The sequence below is a fragment of the Pseudomonas sp. LBUM1652 genome (assembly GCF_059716105.1).
In genome coordinates, this window is sequence record NZ_CP166804.1 from 2,962,057 (window position 1) to 2,975,396 (window position 13,340).

General features: G+C 60.1%; 12 protein-coding genes. 6 read left to right on the plus strand and 6 right to left on the minus strand.

What is annotated here, in order from left to right:
- Positions 1–121: 121 nt before the first annotated feature.
- From ACA069_RS13450 to ACA069_RS13475, 6 genes are all read left to right on the plus strand, one after another.
- A complete protein-coding gene (locus ACA069_RS13450) occupies positions 122–1,669 on the plus strand; it encodes a GMC family oxidoreductase (protein ID WP_489879752.1) in 1,548 nt (515 codons plus the stop codon).
- Positions 1,670–1,730: 61 nt separating this feature from the next.
- Positions 1,731–2,660: a LysR family transcriptional regulator gene (locus tag ACA069_RS13455; RefSeq protein WP_497617975.1), complete on the plus strand. Its 930-nt coding sequence runs from the start codon at positions 1,731–1,733 to the stop codon at positions 2,658–2,660.
- Positions 2,661–2,776: 116 nt separating this feature from the next.
- Positions 2,777–4,288 (plus strand): GMC family oxidoreductase, encoded by a 1,512-nt coding sequence (locus tag ACA069_RS13460; protein ID WP_497617976.1) that lies wholly within the window; start codon positions 2,777–2,779, stop codon positions 4,286–4,288.
- Between the two features lie 19 nt (positions 4,289–4,307).
- Entirely contained in the window at positions 4,308–5,765 is a 1,458-nt protein-coding gene (locus tag ACA069_RS13465) for an aldehyde dehydrogenase family protein (protein ID WP_497617977.1), read from the plus strand.
- Positions 5,766–5,863: 98 nt separating this feature from the next.
- Positions 5,864–6,781: a catalase family peroxidase gene (locus ACA069_RS13470; RefSeq protein ID WP_497617978.1), complete on the plus strand. Its 918-nt coding sequence runs from the start codon at positions 5,864–5,866 to the stop codon at positions 6,779–6,781.
- On the plus strand, positions 6,778–7,008 hold the full coding sequence (locus tag ACA069_RS13475) for a putative antibiotic biosynthesis monooxygenase (protein ID WP_489879757.1): 231 nt from the start codon (positions 6,778–6,780) through the stop codon (positions 7,006–7,008). Before ACA069_RS13470 ends, ACA069_RS13475 begins: the two co-directional genes overlap by 4 nt.
- A gap of 43 nt (positions 7,009–7,051) precedes the next feature.
- Here the strand turns inward: ACA069_RS13475 and ACA069_RS13480 are convergent, their stop codons facing one another.
- From ACA069_RS13480 to ACA069_RS13505, 6 genes are all read right to left on the minus strand, one after another.
- Positions 7,052–8,731, minus strand: a complete 1,680-nt coding sequence (locus ACA069_RS13480) for an MFS transporter (protein ID WP_401264904.1) — start codon at positions 8,729–8,731, stop codon at positions 7,052–7,054.
- Between the two features lie 188 nt (positions 8,732–8,919).
- Complete coding sequence (gene phnE, locus ACA069_RS13485; protein ID WP_497617979.1) at positions 8,920–9,687, minus strand: phosphonate ABC transporter, permease protein PhnE; 768 nt, start codon at positions 9,685–9,687, stop codon at positions 8,920–8,922.
- Positions 9,684–10,508 carry a PhnE/PtxC family ABC transporter permease gene (locus tag ACA069_RS13490; protein WP_497617980.1) on the minus strand — a complete coding sequence of 275 codons (825 nt, stop codon included), beginning with the start codon at positions 10,506–10,508 and terminating at the stop codon, positions 9,684–9,686. Before ACA069_RS13490 ends, phnE begins: the two co-directional genes overlap by 4 nt.
- Entirely contained in the window at positions 10,502–11,299 is a 798-nt protein-coding gene (locus tag ACA069_RS13495) for a phosphonate ABC transporter ATP-binding protein (protein WP_497617981.1), read from the minus strand. The genes ACA069_RS13490 and ACA069_RS13495 overlap by 7 nt, the downstream gene beginning before the upstream one ends.
- Positions 11,296–12,159: a putative selenate ABC transporter substrate-binding protein gene (locus ACA069_RS13500; protein ID WP_497617982.1), complete on the minus strand. Its 864-nt coding sequence runs from the start codon at positions 12,157–12,159 to the stop codon at positions 11,296–11,298. The genes ACA069_RS13495 and ACA069_RS13500 overlap by 4 nt, the downstream gene beginning before the upstream one ends.
- A gap of 193 nt (positions 12,160–12,352) precedes the next feature.
- Entirely contained in the window at positions 12,353–13,339 is a 987-nt protein-coding gene (locus ACA069_RS13505; RefSeq protein ID WP_497617983.1) for an MBL fold metallo-hydrolase, read from the minus strand.
- Position 13,340: the final 1 nt, after the last annotated feature.

Here is a 13,340-nt window from a genome sequence, read left to right on the forward strand (position 1 = left end):
CCCGTTTTTTGCGACTACCGCGCCTGGCAACGGGGGCTTTAGATTGCGGCCGTTGAACGACCGCCTCGGCGTGGCCGGCAAGCGGTATCCACTCAAGTCACCCGTAGAAAATGGACGTTAAATGACGATCGATGAAAAGGTTTTCGACTTCGTGATTCTGGGCGGCGGTTCTGCCGGCGCCGTGTTGGCGGCGCGGCTGTCGGAAGACCGCCAGTGTAATGTGCTGTTGGTCGAGGCGGGGCGGGCGTTTGCGCCGGATGAGTACCCGGAACAAAGCTACAGCAGCAACGTCATCGCCGCCAATGGCGATGCCCGCTATGAATGGGGCTATTTCGCGACACCGATCGAGCAGCCGCAGGCCGTTTATGCACCACGGGGCAAACTGCTCGGCGGTAGTTCGGCGATCAACGGCGCGGTCGCTTGTCGAGCGTTGCCTTTCGACTTCGCCCGTTTTACCGCCAAAGGTCTGAAGGGTTGGAGCTTTGACGAGGTGCTGCCGTACTACAAAAAGATGGAGCGCGCGCCCCACGGCGACGATAGATGGCATGGTCGTAGTGGGCCGTTGCCTATTCACCAGATGTCCCTGGACTATATCACCCCGGTACAGCGCGCGATGCTTGAGGCCGCATGGGCCTGTGGCGCTAACAAAGTGGATGATTTCAATAACCCCTTGGCCAACAACGGCGCGGGTCCCAACCCGATGAACGTGATCAATGGTGTCCGGGTCAATACCGGCATGGCGTACCTCACCCGTGAAGTGCGCGCCCGTGAGAACCTGCACATTCTGGATGAAACACTGGTCGATAAAATCGAGATCAACCACGGCAAGGTTCAGTCGGTGAAATTGGCTGACGGGCAGCATGTCCACGGCCAGGAGGTGATTCTAAGCGCGGGTGCTTACGGCTCGGCGGCCATCCTGCTGCGGTCAGGGATCGGGCCCCGTGCCGATTTGCAAAAGTTGGAGATTTCGGTGGTCAAGGACGCCCCGGTGGGCATGCGATTGCTGGATCACGCTTTTTACTGGATGAACTTCAGTGGCCAGTCATCGTTGAAAGGTCAGGATCATCCAGTGATCGGCGCGCAACTGTGGACCCACTCTTGCTTTGCCGGCTCCGACAAAGAACTCGACATTGGTATTTCACCCTCGCACTTGCTTGACCCTGCCAGCAGCCCGACCGGCGTTGCTTTTTCGCTGGGGCTGGAACTGATGCACTGCACCTCCCACGGCCGTATTCGCCTGAACAGTCGCGACCCGAATGTGGCGCCGATCATTGAGCTCAACCACCTGACCACTGAGGAGGACATGAACCGCATGGTCGAGTGTTTTCGCCTGGCCCGGCAACTGGCCCGGACCGAGCCGCTAAAAAGCCTGATCGTGGAAGAGTTGTATCCCGGCCCGTCGGTGGACAACAGCGACGAGCAAATTCGCCGTGCACTGGCGACTGGTGTGGGCACGTTGCAGCATCCGTGTTCAACCGCGCCGATGGGTTTGCCGGATGACCCCGACGCGGTGGTTGATGAACAGGGCCGGGTTTACGGGGTAGCGGGGTTGCGCGTCATTGATGCGTCAATATTCCCGGAGATCCCGCTGATCAACCTCAATCCGACCGTCATCATGATGGCGGAAAAGTTGTCCGATACCCTCAAACAATATCGTGCATCAGCCTGAACCGTCATGGAGGCCTGCGCACCGGTTGCGCAGGTTTTTTCTGTCTCTCTGGATCTATAACTTGAACAAACTCTGTGAGATGCATTCTTTTGTGACGGTGGTCGACACCGGCAGTATTTCCGAAGCCGCCCGGCGCCTGGGCACGGCCAAATCAATGGTCAGCCAGCGGCTGCAGCAACTGGAAAAACGTCTGGGCAGTATTTTGCTGGAACGCGGACGGCACGCACGCCTGACTGAGTCGGGCGAGGTGTTCTACCGCTATTGCGTGCGCATCCTGTCGGAGGTCGATGATGCTGAAGACGCGGTTCTGGCGTTCCAGTCGAGGTTGCACGGAAGCCTGCGACTGGCCGCACCCATGGCGTTCAGTATTCGCTATCTGACGCCCATTCTGTCGTCGTTTGCCGTGCGCTATCCGCAGTTGCAACTTGACGTAGAGTTTGACGACCGCCATGTCAATCTGCACGAAGAGCGTTTCGACGCGGCCATTCGCATCGGTGAGTTGCCAGACTCCTCGCTGGTGGCGAAAACCATCACGCCCAATCGCCACATCATTTGCGCCAGTCCTGACTATCTGGCGGCGCATGGCACGCCGCAAACCCCTCAGGAACTGTCTCGACATTTCGCGATGCTGTATGTGAACCGCGAGCCGCATGGCATGTGGACCTTGCCCGTGAACAACACGCTTGAGTCGTTTCGCGTGCGTTGCCGCCTGCGTACCAACAATGCTCATCAACTCATGGAAGCGGCCAAAGCCGGCATGGGCCTGGCGATTCTGCCAACGTTTCTGGCTGCACAATCGATTGTCGCCGGCGAGTTGCAAGAGGTGTTGGCGCCTTACGCGCCACGTGGCGGCAATATCTCGACGGTGTACCGACAATCGCAGCGCGCGTCGCCCAAGCTACAGGCACTGGCGAGTTTTCTCGCGGAACAGATCGGTAGTCCGCCGGAGTGGGAGCAAATGCTTGCCGCGCATGCACGACAAGCGGGCTGAGTCGTTCGCAATTCACGAAACCCTGATTCGTTTTTTGCCTGCTTATGAGGCCTCTTGCCGTTCCCTATGCTTTCCCTGAAAGGCGCCATCTCGAGCGCCTGACAGGGAAGACATGCATGAAGAACACCCTTGATACAGTTGACGTGCTTATTGTCGGCGGCGGCTCGGCTGGCGCGGTAATGGCGCGTCGGCTCAGTGAGAACAAGCAGCGCCAGGTGTTGTTGCTGGAGGCGGGCCACAGCTTCGTACCGAGCGAGTACCCCGACGTTGTGGCCAGCAGCGACATTGTCGGGGCCAACGGCAGTGCGCAGTTCGAGTGGGGTTACAAGACTCGCCCCGGCTACATCGAACATCCCATCGGCGCCTTGCGCGGCAAGGTGCTGGGGGGCAGTTCGGCGATCAATGGCGCCGTGGCCATCCGTGCCCGTGCCAGCGATTTCGAGCGCTGGGACCTGCCGGGGTGGAGCTATGAAGACTTGTTGCCCGCCTTCAAAAAACTGGAAAGCCACAGCCGGGGTGCCAGCGATTTGCATGGTAGTGAGGGACCGCTGCCGGTTCATCAACTGAACAACCTGGACGTCACGCCGATGCAGCGGGCGTTTATTCAGGCCACGTTCGCTTACGGCTACAAGATCATCGATGACTTTGACGGCGCTGATGCCAATGGCGTCGGTCCGTACCCGATGAATATCGTCGATGGCGTGCGCATCAACACCGGTATGGCTTATCTCACGGAGCAGGTGCGTGTCCGCAGCAACCTGCAGATCCGCGCGGACAGTCTGGTGGACAAAGTCCTCTTCGAGGGTCAGCAAGCCATCGGTGTGCAGTTGAGCGATGGCTCGCAGTTGCTGGCCCGCGAGGTGATTCTTTGCGCGGGCAGCTATGGCAGTGCGGCGATTCTGCTGCGCTCCGGCATCGGCCCGGCCGAGGATCTGCACGCGCTGCAGATTCCCCTGGTCGCGGATTTGCCGGTGGGCCAAAGCCTGATGGATCACCCGTTCTACTACAACGCCTATGCCGCCCGCGCAGAGCTGATCGGTCGGCAATCGCCGGTGATCGGTGCCAAGTTGTGGACCCACAGCCGCAGTGCCGAGAAGGGGGATCTAGATCTGCACATCACTGCTACGCACCTGTTTCCTCACGATCAAAGCCCTACAAACGTGGGCTTCGTACTCGCGGTCGCACTGACCCGACCGCAATCACGCGGCAGCGTCACGCTGGCCAGCCGCGATCCGCTGGTGGCACCAAACATCGACCTGAATTTCCTCGCCGTGCCTGAGGATCGCCAACGCTTGCTGGACGGTATTCGCCTGGCCCGCAAGATCGGAGCAACGGCGCCGCTGAACACCTTGATCCACAGCGAGCTTAATCCGGGCGCGGACAGCGAGTCCGACGAAGCATTACTGGCCAGCGTCAGGGCCAGTCTGGACACCTATCACCATCCGACGTCAACCGCGCCGATGGGGCGCCCGGGTGATGCACGTGCAGTGGTCGACTTGCAGGCGCGGGTACTCGGTGTGCAGGGACTGCGCATTGTCGATGCGTCGATTTTTCCTGATGTGCCGTCGGTAGCCACCAACCTCACCGTGATTGCCACCGCCGAGAAAATTGCCGGCCTCTACGCCTAACCTTCAGGACGCTGCCTCTATGAACAACACTATGGTTTTGAACTGGATCGACGGCCTGTGGCTCGATTCCGGTGTTCACAACGATTCCATCGACCCTGCAACCTATGAGCTGATCGGCCGTTACGCCGAGGGCGGTCTGCTAGAAGCACAACTAGCCGTCGAGGCGGCCCGGCGTGCGTTCGTCGAGTCGCCCTGGAAAGACGATCGCACCCTGCGCGCCAAGGTTCTGCTGGAGCTGGCGGACGCGTTTGAACGCAACGCCGGGCAACTGATCGACACACTGGCGCTGGAGAACGGCAAGATCCGCCCCGAAGCCGAGTTTGAAGTGAGCATGGTGCCTTCCAAACTGCGTTACTACGCCGCATTGGTGCGCGCCGAGTATGGCCGGGCGGCCGAGCCGAAGCCGGGGAGGATTTCCCTGGTGCTGCGCCAGCCCGTCGGTGTTGCGGGGATCATCGTGCCGTGGAATTCACCGGTGGTATTGATGATTCGATCATTGGCCCCGGCGTTGGCTGCAGGTTGCACGACGGTGATCAAAGTGCCCGGGCAAACTGCCCAGACCAACGCGCTGGTCGCGTGGATCATGAGCCAGGCGCCGTCGCTGCCCAAGGGTGTCATCAATCTGTTCAGCGAGTTGGGGGCGGCCGGTTCGATCCATCTGGTCGAGTCACCAAAGGTCCCGGTCATCAGTTTTACCGGCAGCACAACCACGGGGCGTGCGATCAGTGCGGCGGGTGCCCAACACCTCAAACGCTTTGGCCTTGAACTGGGTGGCAAGACCCCGATGCTGGTATTCAACGACGCCGACCTTGATATGGCGGTGCCGGTGTTAATCAAAGCCCTGACGGTGTTTGCCGGTCAATTCTGCATGACGGGTTCGCGGTTATTGGTTCAGCGCGATATCGCCGCCGCGCTGATTGAGCGCCTGGCAGCACGCCTTGAGGCTGTACGCGTAGGGCCTGCGGCGGATCCCGCCAGCGAAATGGGTCCATTGATCGACAAAGCTAACGTGCAGCGCGTCAACCAAGTGGTCGATGAGGCGATTGCTGCCGGTGCGCAAGTCATCGTGCGCGGCGGTCCTATCACGCAGGGACCTTTGGCCAAAGGCGCGTTTTATCGGCCAACGCTGTTGCGCGTCAGTGATGCCGACATGGCCATCGTCCAGCGTGAAACCTTTGGCCCGGTACTGACCTTGCAGGTTTTCGACAGTGAGGCCGAGGCGATCGAACTGGCCAACAACAGTGAGTTTGGCCTGGCGGCCAGCGTGTGGACCCGCGATGTCGATCGCTCGCTACGAGTAGCACGCGAGTTGGAGGCCGGCACTGTCTGGGTCAACGATTGGGCTATGGTGTTCGACGAGTTCGAAGAGGGTGGTTTCAAGCAATCGGGGCAGGGACGGCTCAACGGTGTGGCGGCGATGGACGATTTCATCGAGTACAAACACATCGCACTCAATCCCGGCCTGCGTCAGGGGTGAATGCCATGGGATTGCAACACTTACTGATCGGGACAGTATTGGCCGGGACGCTGACAACGTCCTCGGCCGTGTTCGCCACTGAAGCAAGGAATCACGCTATGCCCCAGGAGCGGTTGTACGACGCTTTGCTCGATGCGCTCAATGCAACGTTCGGTCGTCACCCCGGATTCAGGGCAACCCATGCCAAAGGGCTGTTGGTGAGCGGCACGTTCAAGGCTTCAGGCGTCGCCGGCTCCATCAGCCGAGCTGCCCACCTGCAAGGGCAAACGGTGCCGGTGGTGCTGCGGTTCTCCAACTTCAGCGGTGTACCGGCGACCGCTGACGGGGATCCGATGGCCAGCCCGAGGGGGGTAGCCGTGCGTTTTGCCCTGCCGAACGGCGAGTCCACCGATATCGTGGCGCACTCGTTCGACGGCTTTCCGGTGTCCACGCCAGCAGATTTTCTGAGCTTTCTGCAAGGCATTGCCGCCAATGTCGCCACGCCGCCGGATCCCCAGCCACTGCAAACCTTTCTGGCGAACCATCCACGGGCTCAGCATTTCCTGGAAGCGCCCAAACCGGCGCCGCGTAGCTATGTGGCACTCGAGTACTTCGGTGTTAACGCGCTGGTGTTCATCAATCGTGAGGGCGATGAGCTGATTGGCCGTTATCGCATCGAACCCCTGCAAACGCAGCCAACGTTGAGTGATGCCCAAGCGGCTGCGATGCCAGCTGATTACTTGCAGGAGGAAATCAGCGCGCGACTGAGCAAGGGCTCGTTGAAGATTCGGTTGGTGCTGCAACTGGCGGCGTCGGGAGACGCCGTCGATGATGGCTCAATCCCGTGGTCGCGTCAGAACGAGGAAGTTGAACTGGGGATTTTCAGTCTTGATGCACTGGAACCGGCCGAGGCTCAGCAGCGTATGGCATTTAGCCCGGGACGTTTACTCGACGGTATCAGCCTCAGTAACGACCCGATGACGTTGGCGCGTGATCGTATTTATCAACGGGCGGTACTCAGGCGACAGCGACCATGAGCAGTCACACGGGCGTTCGCTGGAAGCAATGGGTGTTGTCATGGCTGGTCGTCTTGCCGCTAACGGTGAGCATGCCTTGGGGATTGGCGACGCTGCTGGAACTGGCAGATCTACAGTGGCCGGGATGGCTGTTCAAGGTGGCAGTGGCCGGGATGATTTCTTTCAACATGGTCTACTGGATGTTGCCGTTGAGTGCTCGCCTGCTGTCACGCTGGTTGCTGCGTTGAGGCCTGTGCTCCGCCCTCCATACAAGAGGGCGGAGCGCTGGACTCAGTCTTTGAGAATGTCGCGATCCTTGGTTTCCGGCAGGAAGAACGTACCGAGTATCGCGGTCATCACCGCAATCACGATCGGGTACCACAAGCCGTAGTAAATATCCCCGGTGGCCGCGACCATCGCGAACGCCACGGTCGGCAGGAAACCGCCAAACCAGCCGTTGCCGATGTGATAGGGCAGTGACATGGAGGTGTAGCGGATGCGGGTCGGGAACAGTTCGACCAGCCATGCCGCGATTGGCCCATAAACCATGGTCACGTAGATCACCAGAATGGTCAGCAGGAGCAGCACCATCGGGTAGTTGGTTTTCGCCGGATCGGCTTTTTCCGGGTAACCGGCGTCCTTCAGCGCCGTGCCGAGGCTGGCGGTAAAGGCATCGTTGCGGGTCTTGAAGTCGGCGGCCGGCAGGGCGCTGCCCTCGAAACTCTCGATCACTTTGTCGCCAATGCGCACCTGCGCCACGGTGCCGGGTTCGGCCTCGATGTTTTCATAAGGGATCGCCCGTTTCGCCAGTAGCGTTTTCGCGAGGTCACAGGAACTGGTGAATTTGGCCTTGCCCACCGGATCGAACTGGAACGAACACTGATCGGAATTGGCGATCACCTTGACCGGGTTTTTCTCCTGAGCGATGAACACGTCGGGATTACCGTACTGGGTCAGCGCATGAAAGATCGGAAAGTAAGTCAGCGCGGCCAGAATGCAGCCGACCATGATGATCGGTTTGCGGCCGATACGGTCGGACAGGCTGCCGAAGATCACGAAGAACGGTGTGCCGATCAGCAGTGAGCCGGCGATCAGCAGGTTGGCGGTTTGCGGGTCGATCTTCAGCGTCTGCAGGAGGAAGAACAACGCGTAGAACTGCCCGGTGTACCAGACCACGGCTTGGCCGGCCGTGCCGCCGAGCAACGACATGATCACCACTTTGAGGTTGTCCCAGCGGGCGAACGACTCGGTCAGCGGCGCCTTGGACGCCTTGCCTTCGGCCTTCATTTTCTGGAAGACCGGCGACTCGCTCAGTTGCAGGCGGATATACACCGAGACGATCAACAGCAGGATCGACAGCAGAAACGGAATCCGCCAGCCCCAGGCTTCGAACGCTTCGGTACCCAGCGCGGTGCGGCAGGCCAGGATCACCAGCAGCGAGAGAAACAGGCCGAGGGTCGCGGTAGTTTGAATCCATGAAGTGAAGAAACCGCGTCTGCCCGGTGGCGCATGTTCGGCGACGTAAGTGGCCGCGCCGCCGTACTCACCGCCCAGCGCCAGGCCTTGCAGCAATCGCAGGGTGATGAGGATCACGGGCGCGGCGACACCGATGGTCGCGTAGCCCGGTAGCAAACCAACGATAGCCGTAGAGACACCCATGATGACGATGGTGATCAGGAACGTGTGTTTGCGCCCGATCATGTCGCCGAGGCGACCAAACACGATCGCGCCAAACGGCCGCACGGCGAATCCGGCGGCGAAGGCGAGCAGGGCAAAGATAAACGCCGTGGTCTCGTTGACGCCGGCGAAGAAGTGTTTGGCGATGATCGCCGCGAGTGAGCCGTAGAGGTAAAAGTCGTACCACTCGAACACCGTGCCAAGGGACGAGGCAAAGATGACCTTGCGCTCCTCCTTGGTGATGCCGCCGCTGCGGGGTGGACTGCCGGTGGATGCTGTGTCGATTGTGGCCATAGGTGTTCTCCGTCGTGCTTATTGTTGTAGGCCGGAGTTCCACATATCGCTTATTGCACTCTGGCCTTGTGGCATCTGTCGCCATTGCTGTCGGGTGAAGCGTGCACAGTCTGACCGCCGCGCATTGGTGCGCGGTTTCCTGAAGCATAATCAGCTTTTACTAGATATCCACTCGCCATCATCTGCTTTTACGCTTTAACCCAGCGCTGGCGGCTCCACGCACTGAACCAGTCCACCGCAAACACCAGCGCCAGCATCGCCAGAATCACCGTGCTGGCCTGCGCTTCCTGAAACAGGCTCAGGCTCACATACAACATCTGCCCCAAACCGCCCGCGCCGACGAAGCCCAGCACGCTGGCCATGCGGATATTGTTTTCCCAGCGATACAGCATATAGGCGAGCAGTTGCGGGGCGAGGTTGGGCAGGGTGCCGTAGCAGAAGGCGAGGATCGGGTTGCCGCCCTGCAAGCGGATCGCTTCGGCGGGCTGCGGCGGGGTGTTTTCCAGTGCTTCGGCGAACAATCGGCCCAGCACGCCGGTGGTGTGCAGGGCGAGGGCGAGGGTGCCGGCGTTCGGGCCGAGGCCGGCGGCGAGCACCATCAGCGCGGCCCAGACCAATTCCGGAATCGCCCGCAGGCCGTTAAGCAGCAGGCGCGAGGCACTTTGCAGCGGCCAGCCGAAACGCCCGGCGGCGGGCAGGGCGAGAACGATGCCAAACACAGCCGCGAGCAGGGTGCCGAGGGCCGACATGGCCAGGGTTTCCATCGAACCGTGGAAGATCGCCTTCAGGTAACCGGCGCTCAGATCCGGGCTGAGAAAGCGCTGCACATATGCGCCCATTTGCTTGAGGCTGGTGGCACTGCCAAGTTCGCCAAGATCAAGGCTCAGATAAGCAAACGAAGCGAAAACCGCCACGCCGATACCCGTGATGAGCAACAGATTGATCAGGCGATTCACGTCAGCCTCCAGCGCAGCAAGCGGCTGAGTTGATCGGCCGCCAGCACCAGCAGCAGGAAGGTCAGCAGAATGCTCGCGACTTCACCGCCGGCGAACATGCGGATCGACAGGTCGATCTGCTGGCCCAGGCCGCCGGCACCGACAAACCCCATCACTACCGAAGCACGGATTGCGCATTCCCAGCGATAGACCGTGTACGACAGCAGTTCGGCACCGACATTAGGCAGAATGCCGTAAGCAAAACTCGCCAGCCGGCCGCTGCCCGATTGCAACAAGGCATGGGCCGGACGTTGGTCGGTGGATTCGAAAATTTCTGCGTAGACCTTGCCGAGCATGCCGCTGTAGGTGATGGCGATTGCCAGCACACCCGCCGCCGGCCCGAGGCCGACCGCGCGCACAAACAGCAATGCCCAGACGATCTCCGGCACGCTGCGCAGGAAGATCAACACACCGCGAACCGGCCAGCGCAGCAACCGGCCCCAACGGCTTGGCACGCCACCCCGTGAGGCCGCAGACAGCGACAAGGCGCGACTGGCGAGCAGGCTGGCGGGGACGGCCAACAGCAGCGCCAACGCCATGCCGGCAGTGGCAATCGCCAGAGTTTGCAAGGTGGCTTTGAACAACAACTGCAAAAACGCTTCATCGTGTGCCGGCGGCCAGAACTGCGCCACAAACCGGCCCATTTCATTCTGGCTGTCGGGCAGCAGCACGCCCAGGTTCAGTTCACTGAGCTGGATCCCCGGCCACAACAAGGCAATCGCCACGATTGTCAGCAGCAGTCGCGGCCACGCAGCGGGGTCGCGTGAATCGGCGCTCAGCATCGTGGTATCTGCACAGTCAAAGGCGTCACCGCAGCGGTCGGCGATTGCAGTTGTTCGTTGGCGTACAGCGCGTCGAGCATCTCGTGGCTGACTTGATCAGAAGGGCTGTCGAACAGAATCTGCCCGTCACGCAAACCGATGATACGTGGGAAGTGCGACAGCGCCAGATCCACCGCATGCAGGCTCGCCACCAACGTGACGTTGTGTTCGCGGGCGTGGCGCGACAGGATCGTCAGTGTGTGCCCGGCCATGACCGGGTCCATCGCCGAAACCGGTTCGTCGGCCAGCAGAATCTCCGGCGCCTGATACAGCACCCGGGCAATGCCGACACGCTGCAATTGGCCGCCGGACAATTGCTGGCAAGGGGCGAACAGCTTGTCGGCAAGATCCAGGCGCGCCAACGCCGCGCGAGCGCCGGGCACGTCCAGCGGATGCAACAGATTCAGCAGGCTTTTGCCCAGACTCCATTGGCCGAGTTTGCCGGCCAATACCGCCGTGACCACGCGCTGACGCGGTGGCAGGGGCGGCGCCTGATGCACCAGGCCGATTCGCGCGCGCAGACGCTGTCGCTGCCGGGCGGACAAGTGCCAGGTACGCTCGCCGAGCACTTCAATGTCACCGCTGCTGGGCCGTAACGCGGTGGCCAGCAGGTTGAGCAAACTCGATTTTCCAGCCCCGGACGGGCCGATGATGGCGACCTGTTCGCCGACGCCGATCTTCAAGTCGACGCCGCGCAGGGCGTCGACTCCATTGGCGTGGCGCAGGCTGCCTTGGGTGAGGCGTAAGGTCATTTCAGCAGTTCGGCAGCGCGGGCGGCTTCCTCGATGCCCTTGTAGTTTTCAGGCTTGGTATCGATGAAACGGCTGGCTGCTTGCAGATCGAGAATCTTCTTCTGCTCAGGGTTGGCCGGGTCGAGATCAAGGAAGGCTTTTTTGATCTTCGCCGCCAATGCCGGATCGAGCGTGCCACGCACGGTCCAGTTGTAATCGAAGTAGGTCGGGGTGGTGGCGAAGACTTTCACTTTAGTGGTGTCGACCTTGCCGGCATCTACCAGTTTCTGCCAGACACTGGCGTTCAACACACCAGCATCGACCTTGCCGGCCTGCACCCAGGCGACGGTAGCGTCATGAGCGCCGGAATAAGCGACACGACTGAAATACGCTTCAGGCTTGATGTTGTCATTTTTCAGCATGAAGTAACGCGGCATCAAACTGCCGGAGGTGGACGATACCGAACCGAAGGCGAAGGTCTTGCCTTTGAGGTCAGCCAGGCTCTTGACGCTCGGATCAGCAGTGATGAATTTGCTGGTGAACTGCGCGTCCTGCTCACGTTGCACCAGCGGAATCACCGGGGAGGTGGCGTCGGTCTTCAAACGCGCCTGAACAAAGGTGAAACCGCCCAGCCAGGCCATGTCGAGACGGTCGGTGGCCAGCGCTTCAACCACCGCCGGGTAGTCGGCTACCGGAACGAACTGCACCTTCATGCCCAATTGCTGTTCCAGATACGCACCCAGTGGCTCGAACTTGCGCAGCAACTCGGTCGGGGCTTCATCGGGGATCGCACTGACCCGCAATACATCAGCGGCTTGCGACACCAGCGCAGAAAAGGACAGGGCCAGGCCGGCTGTCAGAGCCAGGGTTCGTTTGAGCATGGGAATCTCCGTTTCGTGAGCGTCAAAATGGCTGAAGAGGCGGCGTGAGGCGCGAACTCAGGGTAGACGAATCGGCGAGGTTATACTCATTGAACGAGGCAAAGGCTACCCCTCAGGCCCTCGGCAGATACAAGTCGCGGTCGAAACTCTGGAAAAACTAACTGTCGGAAGCTTGCCAGTGGGCGCTGACGCCTCAATGAACGGGCAGGCTCATTTCTGAGAGCGGTGCCATGACGCTTACCGTCGCCTGGGGTGCAGCCGCTTTTACAACCGCGATCAGCCTTTTGAAATCCAAAAAAGGAATGCTGGTCGGGGCGTTGATATCGCCACCGAAAAAGTTCTCCCAATGCCCCACCAGCACTCTCTTTGGTTTTGTGACTTGAAGTAACTTTTTCGGATAGTCGCGTACTTGATTCCAATTGCCGGCGCACAGTATCTCCAGGTCTATCGCTTTGCCGTCCTCCAGTACAGGTGGAAATCCGTAAGGTGGCGTGGCGGCCGAATCCTGATAGTGAATCCTGTATACAGGCCTTTGGTTTTCATCCAGTAAATCCACCAGCCAAGCGATTGGCTGGCCGGCTTTCCAGGTCCAGGCAGACCGGGGCAGGCGTTGCAAATCTCGCCGATAGCCATCTTCCGGGACTAAGTGGAATCCAAGTAAATGCGGAGCGTGCTGGCTTTTCAAAGGCATGGCGCGCATACGTCCCCCGCGAGAGGAAATCCATTGGCCCGGAGTGGAAAATGCAGGGCCGAGCATCGGCTGCACATCAACGACTCTTTCATCCGGGAGTTCCGCGGTGAGGATATGTTTTACATTTGCGGAACCATAGATGGTCGTTTCCTTAGCCTGGTGCCTGGCGATATAAGCAACATCCAACAGGTGGTCGTAATGGCCATGTCCTACCAGCATCATGGTCGCCTGCGGAGCGACAGGCATCGATTGATCGATCTTTGCTACATCAGGGGTGGTGTTGAACGGTAGTTTGTAGATCGATGTCCGGGAGAAAAAAGGCGCAAAAACAAGTTGTTCTTTTTCCCAGGTGATCAGCCAGCCACCGACACCCAGGAACTGGATTTTCGGACTTTCAGCACGAGGCTGATTCCATACGGCAATGCCTTGTTTCTGTGGGGTATGAGTGCATCCGACCAGCAGGAAAAAAAACACTGCGAGCCACTTCATT

Coding starts and splice junctions, on each gene's coding strand:
- ACA069_RS13450 (WP_489879752.1), top strand. CDS start 122: ATGACGATCGATGAAAAGGTTTTCGACTTCGTGATTCTGGGCGGCGGT.
- ACA069_RS13460 (WP_497617976.1), top strand. CDS start 2,777: ATGAAGAACACCCTTGATACAGTTGACGTGCTTATTGTCGGCGGCGGC.
- ACA069_RS13465 (WP_497617977.1), top strand. CDS start 4,308: ATGAACAACACTATGGTTTTGAACTGGATCGACGGCCTGTGGCTCGAT.
- ACA069_RS13470 (WP_497617978.1), top strand. CDS start 5,864: ATGCCCCAGGAGCGGTTGTACGACGCTTTGCTCGATGCGCTCAATGCA.
- ACA069_RS13475 (WP_489879757.1), top strand. CDS start 6,778: ATGAGCAGTCACACGGGCGTTCGCTGGAAGCAATGGGTGTTGTCATGG.
- ACA069_RS13480 (WP_401264904.1), bottom strand. CDS start 8,731: ATGGCCACAATCGACACAGCATCCACCGGCAGTCCACCCCGCAGCGGC.
- ACA069_RS13490 (WP_497617980.1), bottom strand. CDS start 10,508: ATGCTGAGCGCCGATTCACGCGACCCCGCTGCGTGGCCGCGACTGCTG.
- ACA069_RS13495 (WP_497617981.1), bottom strand. CDS start 11,299: ATGACCTTACGCCTCACCCAAGGCAGCCTGCGCCACGCCAATGGAGTC.
- ACA069_RS13500 (WP_497617982.1), bottom strand. CDS start 12,159: ATGCTCAAACGAACCCTGGCTCTGACAGCCGGCCTGGCCCTGTCCTTT.
- ACA069_RS13505 (WP_497617983.1), bottom strand. CDS start 13,339: ATGAAGTGGCTCGCAGTGTTTTTTTTCCTGCTGGTCGGATGCACTCAT.